Here is a 24,857-nt window from a genome sequence, read left to right as displayed (position 1 = left end):
TGCCGGCGCAGCAGCAAGCTGCGCCCGGCGTGCTGCTTAACTTTGTAAAATCTTCAGTGGCAGTGCCAGTATGTCGTCACCTGAACTTGCAAAATACCAGATAATGCCAATCAGGGAACCGACAGTCAGCAGATACCAGATTGCCGAAAACAGCTGGCCGTATCTGTCCAGTGGCAGCAGGTGGCTTTGATGACGGCCACGCCATTCAAAGACAATTTCTAAACTGCCCACCAACAATAAAAAGCCAAAAAGCGCGAGGCCAAGGCTGTAACTGACATAAACGCCAAGCAAAGCACCGGCCACAGTACCCACTAACCCTGCGATGCTATTCATCGAAAAACTGATGCTTTTTAAAATATGGCCACCATCCAGTGGCAACACCGGCAGCAGGTTAAATAAGTTCAGCAGTGCGTTAAAAGTGGCGAGGCCTGCAAAAAAGATATTGCCGGTCAGCCAATAGGCCAGCAGGCAAACAAGGGAGAGCAGCAAACCAAAGGTTGGCCCCATAATGGAAATCACTACATCCTGCCAGCGGGTGTTAATTTTTTCGTCGGAAAGCGCCAGACCACCCAAAAACGGGATCAGGTAAATGCCTTTGGTTTTCATCCCAAAATATTTCATCGCGCGGATATGGCCATATTCGTGAAATACCAGACAAGCCAACAACGCCAGCGCAAACTGTAATGAAAACAACCAGGAATAAGCGGCCACACTGGCACCGGCCATTACAACTTTGATTACTTTGGCGCTTTTAAACAGCTTAAAACCTAAAGAAGCCAAGCCCAGCCAACTTTGTTGTGTTGGTTTTTCCGGAGCCAGTTCAGGCTGTTGCCGCTCAATATCTTTTGTGTTGCGCTCGCCGGCACTGTGCAGTTCGTTATTCACAAAAAGCCGGTACTTCAGCACAAAAGGCTGCCACTGCAGTTCGGTTTCAAGTGTTACATTCAGCAGTTGGCTGTCGTCTGCACCCTCATCAGGCAGTGGCATGCCTGTCACGGCATCGGCTTGCGATTTAGCAAGTAATTCAAACTGATGCGCTCGTACACTGGCATCTTCTGCCGTGGCACTGAGTTGTGACACCAGCTGCCTGTCCCAGAACAGCTGTTGCCAGCCCGCCATCGAACCTTCCAGTCGTAATTGTTTGCCTAAACAGTCGATTTTTAATAATTCCACAGCAATTCAGTTCCGAGATAAACATCAGCCAGCAAGCTGAGTGTCAAAAGCAGTAAGCAACAAAACCCGGCGGGCTTTGCAAAAAAGCAAAATTATGCCTGCGCTTTGCACTAAGCGGTACGACTTTGCGATATAGCGGCATTATCTGCTGGTTTTCTGTACAAGAGCGGCGGACGGCTGGTGTTGTTTGGGGTGACGTCAGACCTTCATTCTGGCCTGGTGCTGACGAATCGTCAGGGTTAAATAGCTTGTATCATCAATCACTTCTGTTAGTTTTTTAAGCAGAGCTGTCGGGTTTGTGGTGTTACCCAAGTGAGGCTGTTGTTTTTCTGCCGAGGCTGAACCTTTTGCCGGGTTATCTTTCTAATTAGAACTTTCTAATATATACTTATATCAGTTTAATCTAATGTAAGCCGGTGTGCCGGTTTCAGGAGTTCAGCATGATGAAGTTGCCTTTAAGTTTTGGCCTGGCGTTGATGCTTAGCCATAGTGTGATGGCTGCTGACTGGATGCAGCTAAATGCAGTGCAGGCTCCGCAATATCTGGAATTGCCTGCTGTAGTGGAAGCTGTGTCACAAGCCACAGTGTCGGCGCAAACCTCGGGTCGGATCGTCGAGCTGCCTTATGATGTCAACGACCTGGTGCCGCAAGGTGCTGTGGTGGTGCGTTTTACCGACACCGAACAAAAAGCGCGGCTGCAAAAAGCCCAGGGCGCCATGACCGAAGCTCAAAGCCGTTTTGATGAGCAGCAAAAAGAACTGGCGCGGGTGCAGGACATTCACAGCAAAGGTTTGGTGGCCAAGGCTGCACTGGATCTGGCGCAAGCCAATTATGCCGCTGCCAAAGCAAGGCTGGAACAGGCCAAAGCCGCAGTGAGTGAAGCGAATGAGCAGCTGGAACAAACAGTAGTGCGCGCGCCTTATAGCGGCATTTTGCAACAAAGGTTTGTCGAAATTGGCGAACTGGCGGTGCCGGGCAAAGCGCTGCTGCGCGGTTTATCTTTGGAAAATCTGCGTCTGGTCAGCCAGTTGCCACAAAGTCAGTTACAGGCTGCACAACAAAGCCCGGCGGCTGAACTGCAGCTTGCCAATGGCACAGTCATTCAGCTGGGTCAACCCAATATGACCATAGCGCCGCAGGCCAATAGCCAAAGCCACAGTTTTCAGCTGCGCCTGCAATTACCGGCTGCCGACTACAGCCCGCATTTGTTATTGCCGGGCAGCTGGCAGCGGCTGCGGTTACAAACCGGCGAAGTCAGTCAATTGCAAATCCCGGTGTCTGCTGTGTTGTGGCGCGGTGAAGTCAGCGCTGTCTGGTTAAAACAAGGGGAGCAGGTGATGTTGCAGCCGGTGCGGCTGAAACAACTTAGCGCTGACTTGTATCAGGTGTTATCAGGCTTAACGTCAGGCGCTGAAATTGCCACTGACGCCCTGGCTGAATTGGCAAAACAACAGGCGAAACAGCAAGGCCGGAGTCAACTATGAGCAGGTTAGGCATTTCAGGCCGTCTGGCGGCGCTGTTTAAACAAAACCAAATTACCCCTTTATTGGCCTTAGTGGGCTTTTTACTGGGGCTTTTTGCCGTGCTGGTGACTCCACGCGAAGAAGAGCCACAAATTGAAGTGACCTTTGCCAATGTATTTATTCCTTATGCCGGAGCTTCCGCCAAAATGGTGGAACAGCAGGTGGCAATACCGGCGGAAAAAATCATTGCCGAAATTGCTGGTGTTGAACATCTGTATTCGGTGTCTGAGCCTGGCCGCGCTGTACTTACAGTGCAGTTTAAAGTGGGAGAAGCCCGCACCGATGCTTTAGTGCGGCTCTATAACGCTTTTTATGCCAAGGCCGACTGGCAGCCAGCCAACAGCGGTATTGGCCCTGTGCTGATTAAACCCAAGGGCATCGATGATGTGCCAGTCTTTGCCGTGACTTTATGGAGCAAAAACCCACAAGTCACAGCCGCCGATTTAACTTCGGCCGCTAAAGGGCTGGAAGAGCAGCTGCAGCAGGTGCCGGGCAGTCGTGATATTTACAGTATTGGTGGTGTGGCGCAGCAGGTGCTGGTGCGGCTTGAACCGGCGAGATTGGCGGCTTATCAGCTGAGTTTGCCGGCGCTGCAACAGGCGCTGTTGCAAAACAATGGCCAAAGCCAGAGCCAGGCCATGCTGGCGCCGGACCAGCTGATTCAGCTGCAGGCAGGTAACTTTTTAAGCAGTGCCGACGAAGTGGCGTCTTTGGTGGTTGCGGTCAAAACTGAAAATGGCCAGCAGTTGCCTGTGTATTTAAGCGATGTGGCACAAGTCAGCCTTGGTAGCAGCGAACCTGTCAGTTATGTGCAGCAGTTACAGCGCGATGACGCCGGTCAACTGCAACAAAGCCCGGCTGTCACTGTGGTGGTGGCCAAACAACCGGGCAAAAACGCCGTGGATGTATCCAGCGCACTGCTGGCCAAACTGGATCAGTTACAACAGGGTTATCTCGGCCAGGATATTGAGGTCAGTGTCAGCCGTAACTATGGTGAAACTGCCAAAGACAAAGCCGATACCCTGATTCATAAACTGTTGTTTGCCACCTTATCTGTGGTGCTGCTGGTGGGTTTTGCGCTGGGCTGGCGCGAAGCTTTTGTGGTGGGCATGGCGGTGGTGATCACCCTGGCTATCACTTTATTTGCATCCTGGGCTTATGGTTTTACCTTAAACCGGGTGTCGTTGTTTGCGCTGATTTTTTCTATTGGCATTCTGGTCGACGACGCCATAGTGGTGGTGGAAAACCTGCACCGGCATTGGTTATTGGGTAAAAAATCCTTGGCCGAGGCCATTCCGCTGGCGGTGGAAGAAGTGGGCGCGCCTACTATTCTCGCCACCTTTACCGTGATAGCGGCCTTATTGCCCATGGCTTTTGTCAGTGGCCTGATGGGGCCTTATATGAGCCCTATCCCTATTAACGCCAGTATGGGCATGTTAATTAGCTTGCTGGTGGCTTTTATTTTTACCCCCTGGCTGTTTTTGCGGGTATTTGGCAACAAAAGCCCGGCCGGCCAACACCATGACGAAGCAGACAGCAAACTGGAACAGCTGTTTAACCGGCTGATGCGGCCATTTCTCTCGAAAAAAGCCGGCCGCACTAACCGGATTAAACTGCTGCTGGGGTTACTCACCGCTATCGGTTTGTCGGTGCTGTTGGTCACCACTCAGCAAGTGGCGCTGAAAATGCTGCCTTTTGACAATAAATCCGAATTTCAGGTGGTGGTGGATTTAGCTGAAGGCAGCACGCTGGAACAAACCCAGGCGGTGTTAAATCAGGTCAGTCAGGCTTTGCTGGAACTGCCGGAAGTGACCCATCTGCAAACTTATGCCGGTACTGCCGCCCCTATTAATTTTAACGGTTTGGTACGGCAGTATTATTTGCGTCAGCAAGCCTGGCAGGGTGATGTGCAGGTCAACTTAAAAAGCCGGCTCGAGCGTGATGAACAAAGCCACGCCATAGCGCTCAGAGTGCGTCCGGCTTTGGCCGCTCTTGAAAAAAGCACGGGCGCCAGTATCAAACTGGTGGAAGTACCGCCCGGCCCACCTGTGATGGCACCTTTGGTGGCAGAAGTTTATGGCCCGGATTACCAGTTACAGCTTAAGCAGGCGCAACAACTGCAACAAACCTTTGCGCAAGTTGCGGATATTGTTGATATCGACAGCACTGAGGAAGCGCCACAACCCTTGTGGCAGCTGGTGGTGGATCAGCAAAAAGCCGCCTTGCTGGGGGTTAGTGTGACTGATGTCAGTTTGGCGGTGCAGCTGGCAAGCAGCGGTGGTAACGCTGGCTTTGTACGCCAGCCCCATCAGCGCAGCTTAACGCCCGTGGTATTAAAGCTGGCCGAGGCTCAGTTGGCCGACTGGCAACAGTTGTCGCAGCTGCCGCTGCACAGCAATACAGGTGCGGTGATCCCGCTGTCTGAACTGGTGCAAAAACAACAGGTGCAGCGGGAAAATACCATCTATCGCAAAGACTTAAGGCCGGTGGTTTTTGTTACGGCCGACTTAGCCGGCGGTATCGACAGCCCGCTTTATGGCATGCTGGAAATTCAGCATCTGCTGAGTCAGGCGCCAGCACCACTGCCACAAAATCTGTTCAGCGCACCGGACAATACCGATGAGTTCAGCATCAAGTGGGACGGTGAATGGCAAATTACCTATGAAACCTTCCGCGATATGGGCATTGCTTATGGTGTGGGCCTGATCATGATTTATCTGTTGGTGGTGGCGCAGTTTAAATCTTATGGTGTACCGCTGATTATTATGGCGCCTATCCCGCTGACGCTGATTGGCATTATGCCGGGGCACTGGCTGCTGAACACCCAGTTCACTGCTACTTCGATGATCGGCATGATAGCGCTGGCTGGCATCATAGTGCGTAACTCCATTTTGCTGGTGGATTATATTCAGCAGCAACTGGCGCAGGGTGTTGCACTTGAAACCGCCGTGGTGCATGCCTCGGCAGTGCGGGCGCGGCCTATTGTATTAACAGCGCTGGCCGCTATGTTGGGGGCGTTTTTTATTCTGGATGACCCTATTTTTGGTGGTCTGGCGGTAGCACTGATTTTTGGTATTCTGGTGTCAACTTTGTTGACCTTAGTGGTGATCCCTGTGGTGTATTACGCCTACAGCTACCAAAAACAACCTTGATGCCCGCTTGGGATTAAGCAGCCGAATTGTCGCAGGGCGCTGGTAACAGCGCCCTGTTTTTTTGCACTTTTTAACGCGCGGTTTAAAGCTCTGTTGCAATTCAGCCGGGCTTATCTGCCGTTGAACCTGTTTTGTCACAGAAAAAAGCTGAAGGGCGGGTCTGTTGCCATGGTTTTAGTCAAAGCGGCTAAGCTTGGCTTAGGTACAGATCAATCCCTGATGGAGTGAATAATGAAAACATGGTTTTTAGGTGCAGCTTTATTGGCGGCAGCAAACCCGGTGTTGGCCGATGGCAGTGCCACGCCGGTGCAGTTTATTGATACTTTTGCCAAAATTTTTGGTGAGCATAAAGGCGAGCGTAAAGGCCACGCTAAAGGTTTTTGTGTCAGCGGCAGTTTTACCGGCAACACCAAAATGCAGCCTTACAGCAACTCGGCTTTGTTTTCCGGTGAAAGTTATCCACTGACCGGGCGTTTTTCGATGGCTGGTGGTAACCCTAAAGCGGCAGAAAACAGCAGAAGCCCCAGAGGTTTTGCCGCACAAATTAAGCTAAATAACGGTGAAATTCAGCATTTTGCCTTGTTATCCACGCCAATCTTTGGCGCCAAAGACCCCGACAGCTTTTTAGGTTTATTACAGGCGTCTATTCCCGATGCAACAACGGGGAAACCGGATCTGGCCAAAATTGCCGCTTACCGTAAAGCTCACCCCGATACGCTGGCGCAGGCGGAATATTTAGCCAAAACCGCACCACCGGCCAGTTATGCCAACGCCCGTTATTTTGGTTTGCATAGTTTTTATCTGAGCAATGCCGAAGGTAAACAACAAGCGGTGCGCTGGCAGCTGCAGCCGCTGGATGGTGTCAAAGGTTTAACCGACAGCGAAATAACCGCTGCACCCAAAGATTTTCTTGAGCAGCGTTTGCTGGCGCAGCTGGCCAAAGGGTCGGTGAAATTTAAGCTGCAATTTCAATTGGCTGAGGCCGGCGATAATTTACTGGACCCATCCATAGCCTGGCCGGCAGAGCGTACAGTGCTGGATGGTGGTGAGCTGCAGATCACAGCGGCAGGGGGCGACAGCTGCAAAAACATTAACTTCGACCCTAATGTGCTGGCTAGTGGCATCAGCCCCAGCGCAGATCCCATTTTACAAATGCGCTCCGGTGCTTATGCCATTTCTTTTGGCAAAAGGCTGAGCGGCCAATAACGGCTGAATCAGTGCTGTTTGCCGGTTCTTTGCTGCAATCGTATGCAACCGCTATTCCTGGCTGCTTTATTTGGTCTAAGCTGTAGCTTAAAAAATAACAGGGCCAGGATATGCGATTGAATTTAAGAACAAATTGGTTGTTGTGTTGTGTCGCCGCTGTGTCGGCTTGTCAGCCAGCCAGCGAAACCACGCCAGTGCCGGCCGCCCCTGCTGTGGCAGAGCAGGCAGCACAAGCTTCGCAAAACAGCAGTGGTAGAAGCTGGTGGCAAGATGCAGTGGTTTATCAGATCTGGCCACGCAGTTTTGCCGACAGCAATAATGACGGCCATGGTGACTTTGCCGGTATTCAATCAAAACTGCCTTATTTACAAGAGCTTGGTGTTGATGCCATTTGGTTAACACCGGTGTTTGAAGCCCCTTCTTATCATGGTTACGACTTTACCGAGTTTTATCAGGTTGAGCAGGATTACGGCACTATGGCACAGTTTGAAGCCATGCTGGCCGACGCCAAAAGCCGCAATATCCGTATTATTCTGGATTTAGTGATCAACCATATTTCCGACCGGCATGACTGGTTTGTGCGTTCTGCCAAAGGTGAAGCGCCATATAAAGATTATTTTATCTGGCGCAATGATTTACCGGCCGATGGCTGGGGGCCCGCCTGGGACAGCAGCAAAGTAGACCCTAAAGTGGTGTGGCATTATCACCCAGAGCGCAAACAATATTATTACGCCGCTTTTGGTGCCTCGCAGCCTGATCTGAATCTGCAACATCCTGATGTTATTGACGAAATGAAAAAAATGGCCAAATTCTGGCTGGATAAAGGTGTGGCCGGTTTTCGGTTAGATGCGGTGCGCTATGCCATTGAAAATGGCCCTGGTCAGCAGGCCGATACCAGCGAAACCATTCAATATTGGCAGGATTTCAGCAGTTATGTGCGCTCTATCGCCCCAGACACCCTGCTGGTTGGAGAAGCCTGGGCTGATTTGCCGGTCGCCGCCAAATATTATGGCAATGGCAAAGCGTTGGACGCCGGTTTTGATTTTGATTTTGGCTATAAGGTGCTGGCGCTGCTGCAAACCGATACCGCAGTGAAAGCCGAGTTTGGCACCATGAACAATAAAAATAACCAGGATCTCCAGGGGCAAAACCCGGTCGCTGTACAGCCATTGCAGGCCAATTATGCCGAGCGGGTGGCAGCCGCTGTGCCTATGGGGTATTTCAGCCCCTTTTTAACCAACCATGACCAACCCAGACTGGGCTGGCAACTGAATGCACATCAGGGCAAAGCTAAACTGGCGGCTGCGATGTTATTTGCATCACCTGGTACCACATACCTGTATTACGGTGAAGAAATTGGCTTGACCCAGGCTTCAGATGCTGAACATATTCAGCGCCGGGCCCCTATGCTGTGGGATAAATCGCATCAGGCCGGTTTCACAACAGCAAAACAAGCCTGGGTGCAGTCGGCTGAGTTATTCCCGCCACAGCAGGGCACTGCCTGGTGGTTGCCATTTTTAACTGAGCAACTCAGTGGTGACAACACTGTTGCCGATCAGCAAAAACAGCCCAAGTCGTTATGGAACCTATATAAAATACTGATCCAACTGAAAAAACAGCGCACTGAATTGTCGGTGGCCGGCAGTTATCAGGCCACTGCTTTGGCAGAGGGAAAATTGCTGCAGCTGGTGCGTGAGCTGGAGGGTAAAAAAACCGTCTTTTTGCTGAATATCTCCGACAAAAGCCAGCAAATTCCGGCTGAACTGTTACAGGATGACAACTTAAAAACGGTCTGGAGCGACAACGAACTGACCATACCGGCACTGGATGGCTGGCAATTAAGGATCTGGCAAAACTAAAGTTCGCTGATTAAGTTGCAGCTGTATTGACCGACTTGGTGGCACAGGGTAAATCGAGATAAAACACTGTGCCCTCTCCTGCTTTGCTGTCAAAGGATAAACGGCCGCCATGTTGTTCTGCGATGGCTTTACTAATGCTCAGACCAAGGCCTGTCCCGCCATAACTGCGTTGGTTGGACGCATCCGATTGACTAAAAGGCTGGAAAATACGTTGTTGAAATTCTGCACTGATACCAGGGCCTTTGTCTGATACAGCAAGGCGTAGCCAGTGCTCGTCCAGATAAGCAGCGGTTAGTTTAATATCTGAGCCTGGTGGTGAAAATTTGGCAGCGTTTGACAACAAATTTGCCAACACCTGCATCAGCCGGTCAGCGTCCACTACAAGCTGAATGTCGTTTAACTCAGTTTCGAGCACAAAATGCACCTGATGTTGCACCGCATAACTAGACAATTCCTGCACAGCAGCTTGCAAAATAGGTTTAATATTCTGCAGCTTAAACACAAAATGCATTTGCCCGGCTTCAATTTTCTGCATATCCAGAATGTCGTTAATCAGCCGCAATAAGCGCTGACTGTTTTGCTCGGCAATCTGCAGCAAGTCCTGCACCTGAGGTGGCAATTCTCCCAGCACCTTGGCTGTTAATAACTTCAGTGAACCGCGGATAGCCGTCAGTGGCGTGCGTAGTTCGTGGCTGACCGTAGACACAAAATTGTTTTTCATTTGCTCCAGCCGTTTGCGCTCAGAAATATCACTAAGCATCACCACAAAAACCGCAGGTTGTTGGCCGGCAATTTGGCTGAGCGAAAGTGCCAGTGGGAACAGATGGCCATCGGCATGTTGGCCTTCACTTTCATGACTGCTGCCGCAAAGTGCCAGCAGTTGGACTGCGGTTAAATGTTGCCAGGCCGGCACCAGCAAAGACAAAGGCTGGCCCGTCACTTTATCTTCGGCGTAACCAAAAATGTGCTGAACCGCCGGGTTTGCACTTAGTACCAAGCCGTTGTCACTCAGGGTGATGATGGCGTCCTGTATATGTTGCAAAATAGCGTTGGTACGGGCGGCTTGTTCCAGCTGCTGACTTTCTGCCATTTTGCGTTCGGTAATATCTTCAAACACCGTAATACCAAAGGCTAGTTTGCCATTGCTGTCATAACCAGGGCGACCCCAGGCCTGTAACCGCCGTTGTGGCCCGCCAGTGCCAACCGCCAAATCGTCGACATAACTGGTTTCGCCCAACAAAGCCCGGGCGGCCGGCATAGCCTGTGGCGGATAAGGGCTGTGGCTGGCATGGTGGAAAAACTGCAGCACAGCGCTCTCAGGTTGTTGTTGCAGCAAAGGCCCTAACATCCGCGCTGCGGCTTTGTTGTAATAATAGGGTTGTTGTTGCTGGTCCTGCACCACCAGGCCCAAGGGTAGGTCGTCAATCCATTGCCGGTACTGATGCTGACTAATGGCTTGCTGCGCTTGGCTATAACTGATGCCAGCACGGACCAGAATTAAAAAAACAATAGCGTTTACAATAAGGTAGGTTGCCCAAGACATTGGCTCGGTCAGGTAGATGTTGGCGTCCAGCGGCATGACCAGCCAACCCTGAATAAAACCAAGGGCGGTGAGTGCAAGAAAGGCAAAACTCAGGCAAAGAATGGCAAAAGCCAGCCGGGCCGAATACATCACATAAGCCACGACCACACTGGCCACCAGCCACCAAACCCCGGCAGACGCCATGCCAAAAGTCATCACGCCGGGCACTGCCACGGTCCAGAAAATCAGCATCAATAAAGCGGTTTTCAGCTGCAGTGGCAGCCTGTTGAGCAGCGCATAAAGCAGCAATACCAGCAGTGCAACACTGAGCTGAATGTTGTAAACCGGCAGCCAGCCGCTAAACCAGGCTCTGGACAGCGAAATGGGCGTGCCAATAGCGGCCACTAAAGCCAGGCCACGCCAGACGCTGTTGGCAAATTGATGGCGGATCTGGTTCAGTCGCTGCTGCAGATCAGTATAAAAAGGGTGCTGCTTGGGGCTGGTTTCGGGCAACTGCAACGCTCAACAAAAAAACCTATGGTTTCAATGTATGCAGCCTGCTGCACAACTGCAACTGTACAATTAAAAAACAATGTGTTGCCGGCAAAATTGCCGCACTATTACCGCACTATCGACTCAAGATGGGCGTAATATCAGCAGTGCACAAAGTTGGCTTAACTGAATAAATCCGGGGTAAAAGGGGTGTCGTCTGCTTCCAGGCTGCTGTCGGGTTTACCAGCCAGGCGGGCGGCGTCACGGCGGGCGCGGCGTTGCTCAAGCAGTTTTAAAATACGGGCCCGTTCGGCCACAGGTTTTTGATGCCAGTTAAACCGTTCTTCCCGCGAGCGCAAACAACCCACACAATAACCGCGGTTATTGCTTTGGCACACCCCAATACAGGGGTTGGGTAAGTCAAATAGCTCGAGTTGATCCATGGGTTTGTTGCGGGCTGACACAGCTCTGGTGGCTTCAGATATTTTTGAGTCTACTGAATTCATCAGTAGCTTGCCAGCACCGCAGCGGCAAGGCAGTGGGTGGAGCTCCAGCTTTTAAAGCGGGCTTTTGTTTACATCTGTCCCGCAAATGGCTGGTTATTTGCTGTGCATTTGTAGAGTGATGGCCGTTTTTACCGCTAATTTGCCCTAAACGAAAAAAAAGCATTGACTTAAGACTTTCAGACGGCTATTTCTAATAGCCATTCGCACCAGCACAGCTGGGCACTTTTTGTAACAGATAACCGACAGAGTTATTCGCTAAATGAATTTTACAACCAACCTGAACATTATTGTGGTCCTCGTCGTGGTGATTATTAGTCGCCGCGGGGGCTGCCGTTTGGGTTTTAGAAAGTAGAAAAAACCAGACACCAGCAAAACCCCCGCACCGCAAGGTCCGGGGGTTTTGTCGTTTCAGGCTCCCGGAAAATGCAAAACAGCGGGTTGTTCGCCCGGCAAAAAGCGAACAAAGCTGGATAACGGCCGTGACAACAAGCGAAAAAACGCCTTGTTACAGCAGCACAAAAGCACAAGAGGATGGAGTTATGACGGGCGCAGAATTGGTAGTTAAATTGTTAGCAGAACACGGCGTGGATAGCATTTTTGGCTACCCGGGCGGCGCTATTATGCCAATTTACGACGCGCTCTATCAAAGCCCGGTCAAACACTACCTGTGCCGTCACGAACAAGGCGGCGCTTTTTCTGCCATAGGTTACGCCCGCGCTTCTGGCAAAACCGGGGTTTGTATGGCCACTTCTGGCCCTGGTGCGACCAACTTAATCACCTCTTTGGCCGACGCTTTGCTGGATTCTGTGCCTGTTGTTGCTATCACAGGCCAGGTGTCACAAGCCGTTGCTGGCACCGACGCTTTTCAGGAAGTGGATGTACTGGGTTTGTCGTTAACTGTGACCAAACACAGCTTTTTAGTTAAAAATGTCAATGACTTAGCCGACACTTTGCGTCAGGCTTTTGCGCTGGCCCAAAGCGGCCGGCCAGGCCCTGTGCTGGTGGATATTCCCAAAGACGTACAGTTAGCGGCGGTGGAATACCAACCACCGTTGCAGCTGGCCGGTGCGCAACAAGCCTCAGCTTTGCCACAACAACAACTGCAGCTGGCGCGCACTTTGATTCAAAACGCCAAAAAACCAATGGCTTATATTGGCGGTGGTGTGCATATGGCCGGCGCTCTGGCTGAGCTGAACCAGTTTTTAACAGCCACAGGCATGCCAAGTGTGACCACCTTAAAAGCCATGGGATCTGTGGATAAACACAACCCTTATTATTTAAGTATGTTGGGGATGCACGGCACTCAGGCCGCCAATTTAGCAGTGCAACAATGTGATTTATTAGTCTGTTTGGGCGCCCGTTTTGATGACAGGGTGACCGGCAATCTGAAAAAATTTGCGCCTGAAGCCAAAGTGATTCATATCGATATAGATCCAGCCGAAATCAACAAGTTACGTTTTGCCGACTGCGCCATGTTAGGCGATTTAAAGTTGTTATTGCTGCAAATTGCCGTGGCAACAACCATCCAGCCATGGCAACAACATTGCCAACAACTGAAACAACAACATGGCTGGCGTTATGACCATCCGGGTGAGCGCATTTATGCCCCTTTGCTGTTAAAACAACTGAGTGAGCGGATGCCCGACAACTCAGTAGTGAGCTGTGATGTAGGCCAGCACCAGATGTGGGTGGCGCAGCATATGAGTTTTAACACGCCGCGTAATCATTTAAGCAGTGGCGGCTTAGGCACCATGGGTTTTGGTTTGCCAGCCGCCATTGGCGCCAAAATTTCCCGCCCAACCGACACCTCTATTGTGGTGAGCGGTGACGGCTCTTTTATGATGAATGTGCAGGAACTGGCCACCATCAAACGTTTTCGTTTGCCGGTAAAAATTGTGGTGATCGACAACCAGCGCCTTGGCATGGTGCGCCAGTGGCAACAGTTGTTTTTTGACGGCCGTTACAGCGAAACCGATTTATCCGACAACCCGGATTTTGTGTCTTTAGCTGCTGCTTTTGCCATTCCGGGCCACAGCATCAGCCGCAAAGACGAAGTGGCAGGCGCGCTGGACGCCATGTTCACCTGGCCCGGCCCTTATTTATTACATGTAAAAATTGATGAAAACGACAACGTCTGGCCTTTAGTGCCACCAGGCGCTGCCAACCAGGACATGATCACCACAACCCCAACACAGGAGGCCGCCCAATGAGCGCACAACACAGATTAACGATTCAAACCGGTTTGGAAGTTGTTGCACTGGAGCGGTTATTACAGGTGACCCGTTACCGTGGTTTTCAGCTGTGTGGCATGGAAATGAAACCGCTGGCCGACCACAGTGGTTTGCTGGTCACGCTGAATATTCAAAGTGACAAACCTATCAGCCTGCTGACGGCGCAGCTGAATAAGTTATACGATGTACAGCAGCTGGAGCTGCAAACGGCCGATATGGTCAATTCAGCCTTAAGTGCTTAAGAAATAAAAATACGACCAGCCCCAAGATGGGCTGGCGATAATAAAAATCCGGATCACCTCGCGCAAACAAGGATGATGTGGATAACAACCAAGTGGCCCTGAACCATATAACCCCAAAATCGCTAAAGTTTCAGCGAGCTGCAACTCAAGGATAAAGGGGATAACTTTTTGCTGACGCGCCTTAAACAAACGTCAGCCTATTTATAAAAGAAATGCAGGAGTAAACCGCATGCCTAAATTACGTTCAGCCACCACCACCGAAGGCCGCAATATGGCGGGTGCCCGCGCTTTATGGCGCGCCACCGGCGTGAAAGACACCGACTTTGGTAAACCCATTATTGCCGTGGTGAACTCTTTTACCCAATTTGTGCCTGGCCATGTGCATTTACGCGATTTGGGCAAACTGGTGGCCGAAGCCATTGAAGCCGCAGGCGGCATTGCCAAAGAATTTAATACTATCGCCATCGATGACGGCATTGCCATGGGCCACGGTGGTATGCTGTACAGCCTGCCTTCGCGCGAAATTATTGCCGACTCGGTGGAATATATGGTGAACGGCCACTGCGCCGACGCCATGGTCTGTATTTCTAACTGCGACAAAATCACCCCTGGCATGCTCATGGCCGCGCTGCGGCTCAATATTCCGGCCATTTTTGTGTCGGGCGGGCCTATGGAAGCAGGTAAAACCAAGCTGTCGGATCAAATTATTAAACTGGATTTAGTCGACGCTATGGTGTCGGCTGCTAACCCCAATGTGAGTGACGAAGACAGCGAAAAAATTGAAAAAAGCGCTTGCCCGACTTGCGGCTCCTGCTCGGGCATGTTTACCGCTAACTCAATGAATTGTCTGGTAGAAGCTTTAGGTTTAGGCCAGCCAGGCAATGGTTCTATGCTGGCCACTCACAGCGACCGTAAAGCGCTGTTTATCAGTGCTGGCGAGCGCATTATGGAGTTATGCAACCGCTGGTATAAACAGGATGATGTGAGCGCTCTGCCACGTTCTATTGCCAATAAAACCGCTTTTGAAAACGCCATGATGCTGGACATCGCCATGGGCGGCTCTACCAACACAGTGCTGCATTTACTGGCCGCCGCTATTGAAGCCAAAGTAGACTTTGGCATGAAGGATATCGACAGGCTGTCGCGTATTGTGCCGCATTTATCCAAAGTGGCGCCTTCCACGCAAAAATATCATATGGAAGATGTGCATAGAGCTGGTGGCGTCATTGCTATTCTGGCCGAGTTACAACGTGCTGGCTTAGTAAACCCGGACACACCTCATGTAGCGGGCAGCTCGCTCGGTGATGTGCTCGCGCGTTACGACATTATGACCACCCAGGACGAAGCGGTAAAAGACTTCTACCGCGCAGGCCCTGCTGGCATTCGCACCACCCAGGCATTTTCACAAAGTTGCCGTTATCCATCTCTGGATGATGACCGCAAAGAAGGTTGTATCAGAAGTAAAGAACATGCTTATTCGCAGGATGGCGGTTTGGCTGTGTTGTACGGCAACCTGGCACCGAATGGCTGTATTGTAAAAACCGCTGGTGTGGATAAAGACAACCTGACCTTTTATGGTGTGGCCCGTATTTTTGAAAGCCAGGACGATGCAGTTTCAGCGATCCTCGCAGGCCGTGTAGTGGCCGGTGATGTGGTGATTATCCGTTACGAAGGGCCAAAAGGCGGCCCTGGTATGCAGGAAATGTTGTATCCAACCAGTTATTTAAAGTCGATGGGGTTGGGTAAAGCCTGTGCGCTCATTACCGACGGCCGTTTTTCCGGCGGCACTTCGGGTTTATCCATTGGCCATGTGTCACCGGAAGCGGCCAGCGGCGGCGCTATTGCGCTGGTGCAAGACGGCGATGGCATTGATATTGATATTCCAAACCGCAGCATTCAAATCCGCATCAGTGACGCTGAATTACAAAAGCGCCGTGAAGCGATGGAAGCCAAAGGCAAACTGGCGTGGAAACCGGTGGACCGGGTGCGCGTAGTAAGCCCGGCGCTCAAAGCCTACGCCATGCTGGCAAGCAGCGCCGATAAAGGTGCAGTGCGGGATTTATCAAAGCTGGATGAATTATGAGTCAGGCCGTTTTAAAAACTGTAGTGCCAGAGACCACAGGGGAGCCGCTGGCGGAAACAGCGGCTGAGGCTGTGGTGAACGCCGGGCGCGCTGCGGCAACTGCTGAATCAGTCGCTGGGCAGGCCGATACGCCAGCCAGCAGCCGCAACCCGGCTTATCCAACAAGCGCAATCAACGACAGTGAAGCGCAGGCGTTGCAACAACAGTATTTACGGGAAATTTTATTGTCGCCTGTGTATCAGGCGGCGGTAGAAACGCCGCTGCAAGCCATGCCAAAACTGGCGCAGCGCCTTGGTCATCATGTTTGGTTAAAGCGGGAAGATCATCAGCCGGTGTATTCTTTTAAGCTCAGGGGCGCTTTTCATAAACTGCATAAAGTGGCGCAAGCCCATAAAGCAAGCGCCGCGGCTGCTCCTGATAAAGGCGCGGCAGCGCCGAGTGTAATATGCGCCTCCGCTGGCAACCATGCCCAGGGGGTGGCGATGTCGGCCAGCAAGTTGGGCCTGAATGCCACTATTGTGATGCCCATTACCACCCCCGAAATTAAAGTGGCGGCGGTAAAGGCCCGTGGTGGCCATGTGATGTTGCATGGCACAGCCTTTGACGAAGCCAACCGTTTTGCCATTGAACTGGCGGCCACTCAGGGCGCTGTCTACATTCCGCCTTTTGATGACGCCGATGTGATTGCCGGTCAGGGCACTGTGGCGAAAGAATTATTGACCCAGCACAACAAACTCGACGCGGTGTTTATTCCGGTCGGTGGTGGTGGTTTGCTGGCGGGCATGGCGGTGTATATCAAAGCGGTGTTGCCCAATGTGCGGGTAATAGGGGTAGAACCCGATGACGCCAACTGTTTAGAAGTGGCGATGCTGAACGGTGCGCCTGTGACTTTGCCGCGCGTAGGCTTATTTGCCGACGGTGTAGCAGTAAAACGCATCGGCAACGAAACCTTTAAACTGGCGCAGCTCTATTGTGATGATGTGGTGACTGTTTCCAGCGACGAAATTTGTGCCGCCATTAAAGATATTTTTGAAGACTTACGTGCGGTAGCGGAACCAGCCGGTGCTTTGGCGCTGGCGGGTTTAAAAAAATACGCTGCTAAGGCCGACCATAGCCAGAATTTTGCCGCTGTGCTTTCCGGTGCCAATCTCAATTTTGATACTTTGCGTTATGTGTCAGAACGTTGTGAGCTGGGCGAGAGAAAAGAAGCGGTTTTTGCCGTGACGATACCGGAAGAAAAAGGCAGTTTCCGCCGTTTCTGCGAAACCCTGGGCGGCCGTGCTATTACCGAGTTTAACTACCGTTATGCCAGTGACAATAAAGCGCATATTTTTGTTGGCATTAAGCTCAGAAACGGCGCGGAAGAGCTGCAACAGGTGAATCAGGCGCTCTCCAACGCGGGCTACGACTATCAGGATTTATCTGATGATGAACTGGCCAAACTGCATGTGCGTTATATGGTGGGCGGTATGCCACCGCGTTTAGTGAACGAGCAGTTGTATCAGTTTAACTTCCCGGAATACCCGGGCGCTTTAATGAACTTCCTCAATACCTTAGGCGAAAAGTGGAATATCACTTTATTTCATTATCGCAACCATGGCGCTGCTACTGGTGATGTATTGGCGGGCTTTGAAATTGCCGACCCATCCGAGATTGAAGGGCATTTGGATGCCTTGGGGTATCCATATCAGTTGGTGACGGGGAATAAGTCTTATAAAACGTTTTTAACGGCCCAGTGATGACACGGTGATGGCGCGGTGATTGCCCAATAGTGGTGAAATTACGGCAAAGCTGCTGATATAGAGAGTAAAAAGCGCAACCCAGGTTGCGCTTTTTAGTATCTGTTTGGCGAGGGGCTTTGTTTAATTGCTGAATTCTAAAGCCTTGGCTGTGTGCTTTTGCTGGTGACGTGCTTTTAGGTTTTGCTACTGTTGCAATAAAAAGCGCGACTGGGGCGAACCCAACAACCGGCAACAACTACGTTCGCCCGTTCGCGCCTCCCGCGCTCACTTTTGAATGCTCACTCCGCTGCTGCAGGTTGTTGGTTGCTGGTTATATGCGGCTATCCAGATCGGCAAAGATCAACATCTGCACTTAAGGTTCGCTGTTATATAAATGCTTGAGTTACAACATGTGTCGGGTTAACAATGAGCTTATGTAACGGAACATACAACATCCGACATCGTCGGGTTTTACAAGGACGAATGTAGTGGCATATATCAAATCAATATTTTCCGGTATTGTAATTGGTGTTGCGGCGAGTTATTTGCTTTCCGTTTTCGATCAAGAAGCAGATTGTGCCGATATCCGCCAGCAATCGGCTGCGGTGCAGACAGCAATAGCACCAACCTCCACCCAAACGGCACAACACGCTAAGCAAAGTGAACCGTTACCTGAGCAACCTCAGGCTAAAAATCCTGAATCGCAACAAGCAGCTACGTACCTCACATCAGATGCTGCAGCAGAAGAAACAAACAATGCACAACAAAGCCAACTCAGTGCTGATTTAACGGAGTTTGTTGCCAACAATCCGATGTATTTTACCGGCGTAAAATCTGCGCTGAAATACGACGAATATTATGTTGAGGGTGTCAGGGAATTAAGCAGAACAGGCGAAAAGAATGAATGGTCAACAAGTTACGAAAATGGTTTGTACAACGAGACAAAACTGTTCTCGGATTTTCTGATCAATCAGGAACTGCAATGCAATATTAAGGTCTGTGTGCTGACAGGTGAAACGAACAATAAAAATACTCTGAACGAAATCCAGGAAAAACTAGAAACAAAGGATATGACGGGTTGGGGTATCGATATCAAACAAAATGAAAATGGCGGTTATACATTTTACTTGGTAAAAAATAACAATAATGATCTTTGGCCAGCAGCTGAATAAATGGTTGGTCTTTGCCACTTTGTTAAAGTGAAAAATTAAAAAGTGCCGCAGCCTTAGTAAAACCTGACGGTGGCGAACCCAACAACCGGCAATAATTGCGCAGCTACAAAAAGTGGATGTGGAAAAAGGCTATTTACAAGTGCCGGGCAAACGCAGCACTGTGGGTTGTTATCAGGAATTTGAATTCAGGCCGCGGCAGTGGTTGTCGGGTATTAAAGAAGTGGAGTTGTCGTTTTTACCCGACGGTGCTTCGATGCTGCTGGTGGTGGAAGTAGACCGCAGTTTCCGCGGTGACAGTTACCGCACGTTACGTTTATCACCACAAAGCTCAAGCGCTGAAGTGCAACAAGCGCTGCGTGCAGTGCTGGGTTAGGCCCGTTGTTATCAGCCCGCACAAAACACAGTTTTGCTGTGAAAACGGGCTACAACAGGCTAATCCCCTAAAGGCGGGCACTGTAATACTTTGTGTTGTGGTGCCCTGGCCGCTTTGTGAATTTGAGCCTGGCTGTCCAGCAGTTGTGGATCGGCCGGGCTTATATTTAACGCCGCTGTAATCATCTGTTCTGCCTGTTGCGGGCAGCCCTGGCTGCTTAACAGCATGGCGTAATTATTCAGATAAGGCGCCTGGCTTTTTGCATAAGGCAGGCCTTTGGCAAACCAGTGGCCTGCAAGTTCAGGCTGGCTGGCAACATAATAATTACCCAATAAAAAATACGGCAGCCAATAGTCCGGCCATTGTTGGGTGGCGTTTTGTAGTGCCGCCACGCCGCTGGCCCTTTGCTGGGTGTTTAATAAGTCCTGCGCCGCTTTGCTGTATACAAAAGGGTTCAGTTGTGTGCTGCTTTTATCAGGCGGCAGCATCAGCAGCAGCCAATAATTGCCACGTTGCCAGGTGCGCTCAAAGGTGGCGAAGTTCAGCCGGTATTCCCTGGTGATGCCGCTGTGTAAAATCACTTCCCCGCTGGCGAAGTCATAGCCAATCACCACGGCGTAATGCCACTGCGGCCATAAACTTATCGAATTATTCTGCAGCACAATCACCGGGATATCTTCAGCCACCAGTTGTAACAGCTGTTGCATATTGCTGCGCTCTGCATAAGCCAGCAGCCCCAGTTGCCGCGTGGCGGCTGTCATTTCAATTTGCAGGGTGCCGGCCAGTTCAGGAATAAAGGTGTTGGGGGCTATCTGCTCCGGGCTTTGCTGCAGGCCATAAAAACCCGCGACTTCGGCCAATGTGGTCGGGCCGCAAAAAAACTGTTGTTGTGGATAAAAAGGCACATTGTTGATCAGGTGCTGTTTGGCAATTCTGGGCGGACTGTCCAGCAACTGTTGGGTTTGTATTGGTGTTTGGCAGCCGGTTAGCAGCAATAAAGTGGCTGCCACTAAGCAACCAACAGATAGTCTTAACAGGAGGTTTTGTTTGGTGTGTGCACTGCAACAGTCACAGCGCAGCCTGGATAACCAGCCAGACAACAAACCGGCCAGCAGGCCGGTATGTTGTAATAACAACTGCTGCATTAACCGCGGATAGGGTTAATAAAAGGGTAAACGTCGGTCAGGCCCATCAGATCCAGCACTGCCACCACCACTAACACTGTCACTATGGTGCCAACAATACCGCCGGCCGGCATTTCGTTCAGCTGGCTGTTCAGCGCATTCAGCTCTTCCTGGGTCATATTGGCAATACGTTGTTGTGCATCCACCGGGTTTACACCCAATTCAATCAGTTTGTTCTGTACTGCGGCATCGCTGACAAAAGACAACACTTGCTGTTTGTTGTAGTGAAACTGTTGACTGGCAATCACTTGATCTGAACTGTAAGCGCCGGCCACTGCCTGGGATAAACCTGCACTGGCCATCAGAAGCGAACAAACCACGCCGACTTTTAATAATTTTTTCATGAGGTCTTTATCCTTAACCAGATTGTTTTTAAAGAAACTTTTCGAAAAGAGCCTAGCATCATGCGGCCGGCGTCGCCAGTGGTGCGCTGCAGCGAGAGTAATGGATTGTGTGGCCCTGTGCAACTTTCAGACTGACGGTTGTTGCTTGTATATCCACAGCTTGTTGCCGATATTGATTGCGGGTTGTACCTTAAAAAAACAGTGCTTTTTGCCAGAGCTGACGGTTTATCAGCAGAAAAACGACGCGGTTTGTTCAGCTGGGGTAAAAATTGCAGGTTATTAAATGTATACCTATTGTTATCATCCCCTCTGATTTCCCTTAGCAAGGACTGTAATATGAAAAGTACATTAAACAAATTTATATTGTTGCTGCCATTGATTGTTCTGGCAGGCTGTAGCGCCACCGAATCTTCCCGCACTGTTGAAGCACCCAAAGTAAATGCCAGTTACCAACCTTACCAGGGACAGAAAAGTAAATTGGTGGTTGGTAAATTTCAAAACCGCTCTAACTTTCAGAATGGCATTTTTAACGCTGAAGTGGACCAGCTGGGTTCTCAGGCAAAAACCATTTTGTTAACCCACTTGCAACAAACTAATCGTTTTATAGTGATGGACCGCGCCAATATGGCCGAGTTGCAGCAGGAAGCGCAGTTTGCCGGTGCCAAACAGCAGGTGATTGGCGCTAAATATGTGATCACCGGTGATGTCACTGAGTTTGGCCGTAAACAAACCGGCGATCAGCAATTGTTTGGCCTGCTGGGCAAAGGCAAAGAGCAGGTGGCTTATGCCAAAGTAGCGTTAAACGTAGTGGATGTGGAAACTTCAGCTGTAGTGTTTTCTGTGATGGGCGCCGGTGAATTTAGCCTGGCAAACCGGGAAGTGCTGGGTTTTGGCGGCACCGCCAGTTATGACGCTACTTTAAACGGCAAAGTATTGGATTTAGCCATGCGTGAAGCGGTGAATAACCTGATTGCCGGCATCCAGAATAACCAGTGGCAACCACAGTGAGGCTGGTGCTGATGCAACTGAAAATCCTGGTGCTGCTGAGTCTAGCAGCACTGAGTGGCTGCCAGAGCACCCAACCTTTATATGATTACGGTGCTTATCAGGACGGCCTTTACAGCCATTTTAAAAATGAAGATGTTTCGCTGCAGCGCGAAATTGAAGCACTGGAAAAAACACTGGCCAAAAGTGCCGCCAAAAACAAGCCGGCAGGCCCGGGGCTGAATGCGCATCTGGGCTACCTCTATATTGAAAGTGGCCAACGGGACACCGGCATGCGCTATTTGCAACAGGAAAAAGCCTTGTATCCGGAGTCGGCGCGTTTTATCGACTTTTTGCTGAAAAATGCCAAAGCGGGTAAATCATGAAACAGTTTCAGTTTTTTGCAGCTTGTGTGCTGAGCCTTATATTGGCCGGTTGTGCCGGTGGCCGCAGTGCTATGGATTACAGCGCTTTTAAACAAAACAAACCTAAGTCTATTCTGGTATTGCCGCCTGTGAACCACACTAACGAGGTGATAGCCCCCTATGCGGTGCTGGCCAATGTTACAGTGCCATTGGCGGAAGCTGGTTATTATGTGTTTCCGGTGGCCTTGGTGGATGAAACCTTCAAAAACAATGGTTTAACTGTTGCCGAAGATATCCACGCTGTGTCACCCAAAAAACTGAACGACATTTTTGGTGCTGATGCTGTGATGTATATCGAAGTGCAGCAATACGGCACTTCTTACACTGTACTGTCCAGCGATACCGTGGTGGTCGTGCAGGCAAAACTGGTGGACAACAGAAGCAACGAAATTTTATGGCAGGGTAAAGCCCGCGCCGCCAGCAGCGAACAAAATGGCGGCAATGGGGGTGGTATTGTTGGTATGCTGGTTGAGGCTGCTGTGACGCAAATTCTGGAAACAGCGCTGGATACCAGTTTTGCGGTGGCCTCTACTGCGTCGGTGAGGTTGTTCTCTCCTGAATCGCCAACCGGCCTGTTATACGGCCCGCGCTCGCCCCACTATGGCAAGGACAAACCGCCAAAATAATGCTGGTACTAAAAATATAGTGTTGAGAGCCACAGCGGTTGTGACTGCAGGCCGCCTATGCTGGCAGTAAAAAGCAGCCGGTAGTAACAAGCCGCCGGTGCTGAGCCAGCGGCTTCTGTGTTTCATCTGATGTTTTATTGCTGAACCTTCAATTTGGCTTTTGCCGCCATCGACTCACTGAGTTTGCCGGTGACAGCCCAGACACATAAAGCGCCCCAGGCTATCCAGGACAGACCGGCCGGAATATTCAGCATGGCAATTTTGCCGGCATGTTTGCGGTTAAACAGCAGTGCCAGCAGGCTGGGTAAAAACCAGACCAGCAGAAAAAATGCGCCAAACAACATTAAAAACGGTGTGTCGGCCTGTTGCCAGATTTGCATCAGAGGGTCGATCAAGCTGTTGAGAGTTTCCATCATTGTATCCTTCTGTTGATTGGCTGATAGCCAGGATTTCTATATTAAATTGTTGATTTTTAATGTTTTTAATTGAGATATTTAAAGTTTGGTCTGGCTTAATGCAGGTAACAGCGCGCGCAGTTCTGCCACCTGATGGGCTTTACCGCCTTGCACCACAGTCTGAATGCTGTTTAGCGCTGTTAAGTCCTGAGTTGGATCCTGGCTTAACACAATAAAGTCCGCCGCAAAGCCTGCTTTGAGTTCCCCCAGATTCTGCAGGCCCAGATGTTTGGCGCCGCCTAGGGTTGCCAGTTGCAACACTTGCCAGTTATTGAGGCCAGCGGCTTTGCTCAATTGCAGCTCGCGCAGGTAAAAAGGGCCGCTGGCGCTTAGATCGGTGCCAATGGCTAAAGGCACCCCGGCGTCATACAGCCGTTTAAACAGTTGCAGTACCTTGGGCATTTGCTGTTGCGCTTGTGCCACTTCGGCTTTGGTCCAGTCGTAACTTGGCACCGCCATCAAACCACGCCAGCTGTTGCGGCTTTGTGGGTGAAACACCCACATCTGATCTTCCGGGTACAGGCGCTCCAGCTCGCGGGCAAAATAAAACAGTTCATTGACCACCAGGGTTAAATCCAATCGGGTTTGCTGGCGGGCCAGCGTCTGAAGCAGTTGCTGCATAGGTTTGCTGTCATAATCCACATGCTCAAACCATTCATAGATAAACCTTTGGTTCATCGGGTTTTTGCGGGATGCCAGATAAGCCTGGCGCGCTGGGCCTGTCAGCAATTCTGCGCTGGTGGGCAGAGCGTGGGTTAACATATCGATGCCCTGGTCGGCGGCAAATTGCCAGCTCACCTGATCCAGATGGGCAATGGTTTTTAAGCCCGCCGCTTTCGCCAGCCGAATCCCCATCGCCACTTCTGCCTGGCCCAGGCCAAAATACAGTTTGATCACCTGTACCCCCAGCGCTTTTTGCCGCGCTATTTCGGCTTGCCAGCCTGCTTCGTCTTTGGGGTACACCGAGCCGCCCAAAATAGGCATAGGTTCAAAGATATAACCGGCATAAAACAACTTGGGCCCCAGCCACTGCCCTTGTTGTTGCGCCCTGGCATATTGGGCATTGGCTTCGGGTTCGCCAGCCGGGCTAAAAGCCGTGGTGACGCCTGTGGCTAAGGTGCTGATGGCATGATATTGAGTGATTTCCGGATGGCCTTTCACTGTGATCGCTGGGGCGCCGTTCACCATTTCCACTCGGTGTGGGCCTGAGGTCAGATGTAAATGCACGTCAATTAAGCCCGGCATGACAAACTGGTCGTTTAAATTGATCTGTTGGCTGGCTTTGGGCAAAGAGTCAGCAGTATTGGCCTGGCCCTGGTCAATAATGTTGCCGTTTTGCACCAGCAACCAGCCGTTTTCCGTACGCTGTTGGTTGGCCGGATTGATTAAAGTGGCATTGTGATAAAGCACTGTGTCCATACGGGCCACCTGTTCTTCCGCCTTGCCGGTCAGGCTGCAGATCAGTGCCGGGATCAGTGCCAAACGAAATAAGTTGTTCATTCTATGCTCCTGTCTGTGATGACAAATATTCTGTTGTTGCTCCTTAAGTCGTTGATCTTGTTCTGGCTGTTACAGATTATTTTT

At 50.7% G+C, this 24,857-nt stretch carries 20 protein-coding genes; 13 read left to right on the top strand and 7 right to left on the bottom strand.

What is annotated here, in order from left to right; translation table 11 throughout:
* Positions 1-36: 36 nt before the first annotated feature.
* Positions 37-1,173, bottom strand: a complete 1,137-nt coding sequence (locus V7P87_RS06620) for a site-2 protease family protein (RefSeq protein WP_333796732.1) — start codon at positions 1,171-1,173, stop codon at positions 37-39.
* Between the two features lie 440 nt (positions 1,174-1,613).
* On the opposite strand from V7P87_RS06620, the gene V7P87_RS06615 reads away from it, so the two are divergent.
* From V7P87_RS06615 to V7P87_RS06600, 4 genes are all read left to right on the top strand, one after another.
* A complete protein-coding gene (locus tag V7P87_RS06615; RefSeq protein ID WP_333796731.1) occupies positions 1,614-2,657 on the top strand; it encodes an efflux RND transporter periplasmic adaptor subunit in 1,044 nt (347 codons plus the stop codon).
* Positions 2,654-5,848, top strand: a complete 3,195-nt coding sequence (locus V7P87_RS06610) for an efflux RND transporter permease subunit (protein ID WP_333796730.1) — start codon at positions 2,654-2,656, stop codon at positions 5,846-5,848. The genes V7P87_RS06615 and V7P87_RS06610 overlap by 4 nt, the downstream gene beginning before the upstream one ends.
* A gap of 231 nt (positions 5,849-6,079) precedes the next feature.
* Positions 6,080-7,054 (top strand): catalase family peroxidase, encoded by a 975-nt coding sequence (locus V7P87_RS06605; RefSeq protein ID WP_333796729.1) that lies wholly within the window; start codon positions 6,080-6,082, stop codon positions 7,052-7,054.
* A 116-nt stretch (positions 7,055-7,170) separates the two neighbouring features.
* A complete protein-coding gene (locus V7P87_RS06600) occupies positions 7,171-8,913 on the top strand; it encodes an alpha-amylase family glycosyl hydrolase (protein WP_333796728.1) in 1,743 nt (580 codons plus the stop codon).
* Between the two features lie 10 nt (positions 8,914-8,923).
* Here the strand turns inward: V7P87_RS06600 and V7P87_RS06595 are convergent, their stop codons facing one another.
* Positions 8,924-10,948, bottom strand: a complete 2,025-nt coding sequence (locus V7P87_RS06595; RefSeq protein WP_333796727.1) for a PAS domain-containing sensor histidine kinase — start codon at positions 10,946-10,948, stop codon at positions 8,924-8,926.
* A gap of 161 nt (positions 10,949-11,109) precedes the next feature.
* Entirely contained in the window at positions 11,110-11,433 is a 324-nt protein-coding gene (locus V7P87_RS06590) for a DUF1289 domain-containing protein (protein ID WP_333796726.1), read from the bottom strand.
* Positions 11,434-11,972: 539 nt separating this feature from the next.
* On the opposite strand from V7P87_RS06590, the gene ilvG reads away from it, so the two are divergent.
* From ilvG to V7P87_RS06560, 6 genes are all read left to right on the top strand, one after another.
* Positions 11,973-13,643 (top strand): acetolactate synthase 2 catalytic subunit, encoded by a 1,671-nt coding sequence (gene ilvG / locus V7P87_RS06585; protein WP_333796725.1) that lies wholly within the window; start codon positions 11,973-11,975, stop codon positions 13,641-13,643.
* The gene (gene ilvM, locus V7P87_RS06580) at positions 13,640-13,906 is read left to right on the top strand and encodes an acetolactate synthase 2 small subunit (protein ID WP_296297569.1); all 267 of its coding nucleotides are present in this window, start codon (positions 13,640-13,642) and stop codon (positions 13,904-13,906) included. Before ilvG ends, ilvM begins: the two co-directional genes overlap by 4 nt.
* A gap of 229 nt (positions 13,907-14,135) precedes the next feature.
* Positions 14,136-15,989, top strand: coding sequence for a dihydroxy-acid dehydratase (gene ilvD, locus V7P87_RS06575; protein ID WP_333796724.1), 1,854 nt, complete (start codon positions 14,136-14,138; stop codon positions 15,987-15,989).
* 194 nt (positions 15,990-16,183) lie between these two features.
* Positions 16,184-17,728, top strand: coding sequence for a threonine ammonia-lyase, biosynthetic (gene ilvA / locus V7P87_RS06570; protein ID WP_333796870.1), 1,545 nt, complete (start codon positions 16,184-16,186; stop codon positions 17,726-17,728).
* A gap of 470 nt (positions 17,729-18,198) precedes the next feature.
* Positions 18,199-18,882, top strand: coding sequence for a hypothetical protein (locus V7P87_RS06565; RefSeq protein ID WP_333796723.1), 684 nt, complete (start codon positions 18,199-18,201; stop codon positions 18,880-18,882).
* A 112-nt stretch (positions 18,883-18,994) separates the two neighbouring features.
* The gene (locus tag V7P87_RS06560; RefSeq protein WP_333796722.1) at positions 18,995-19,255 is read left to right on the top strand and encodes a sporulation protein; all 261 of its coding nucleotides are present in this window, start codon (positions 18,995-18,997) and stop codon (positions 19,253-19,255) included.
* A gap of 59 nt (positions 19,256-19,314) precedes the next feature.
* On the opposite strand, the gene V7P87_RS06555 is transcribed toward V7P87_RS06560, so the two are convergent.
* Complete coding sequence (locus V7P87_RS06555; RefSeq protein ID WP_333796721.1) at positions 19,315-20,265, bottom strand: PA2778 family cysteine peptidase; 951 nt, start codon at positions 20,263-20,265, stop codon at positions 19,315-19,317.
* A gap of 134 nt (positions 20,266-20,399) precedes the next feature.
* Entirely contained in the window at positions 20,400-20,783 is a 384-nt protein-coding gene (locus V7P87_RS06550) for a PA2779 family protein (RefSeq protein WP_333796720.1), read from the bottom strand.
* 336 nt (positions 20,784-21,119) lie between these two features.
* Here V7P87_RS06550 and V7P87_RS06545 point away from each other — a divergent pair, with 336 nt between their 5' ends.
* From V7P87_RS06545 to V7P87_RS06535, 3 genes are read left to right on the top strand one after another with little or no spacing between them, the layout of a single operon-like run.
* Positions 21,120-21,791, top strand: coding sequence for a CsgG/HfaB family protein (locus tag V7P87_RS06545; protein ID WP_333796719.1), 672 nt, complete (start codon positions 21,120-21,122; stop codon positions 21,789-21,791).
* Entirely contained in the window at positions 21,776-22,153 is a 378-nt protein-coding gene (locus V7P87_RS06540; protein WP_333796718.1) for a DUF4810 domain-containing protein, read from the top strand. The genes V7P87_RS06545 and V7P87_RS06540 overlap by 16 nt, the downstream gene beginning before the upstream one ends.
* Complete coding sequence (locus V7P87_RS06535; protein ID WP_333796717.1) at positions 22,150-22,818, top strand: DUF799 domain-containing protein; 669 nt, start codon at positions 22,150-22,152, stop codon at positions 22,816-22,818. The genes V7P87_RS06540 and V7P87_RS06535 overlap by 4 nt, the downstream gene beginning before the upstream one ends.
* Before the next feature lie 134 nt (positions 22,819-22,952).
* Here V7P87_RS06535 and V7P87_RS06530 read toward each other — a convergent pair whose 3' ends face one another.
* A complete protein-coding gene (locus tag V7P87_RS06530) occupies positions 22,953-23,231 on the bottom strand; it encodes a superinfection immunity protein (protein ID WP_333796716.1) in 279 nt (92 codons plus the stop codon).
* An 81-nt stretch (positions 23,232-23,312) separates the two neighbouring features.
* Positions 23,313-24,773, bottom strand: coding sequence for an amidohydrolase family protein (locus tag V7P87_RS06525; RefSeq protein ID WP_333796715.1), 1,461 nt, complete (start codon positions 24,771-24,773; stop codon positions 23,313-23,315).
* Positions 24,774-24,857: the final 84 nt, after the last annotated feature.

The sequence above is a fragment of the Rheinheimera sp. genome (assembly GCF_036782235.1).
Taxonomy (GTDB): Bacteria; Pseudomonadota; Gammaproteobacteria; order Enterobacterales; family Alteromonadaceae; genus Pararheinheimera.
This window is presented reverse-complemented; position numbering and strand designations above follow the sequence as displayed.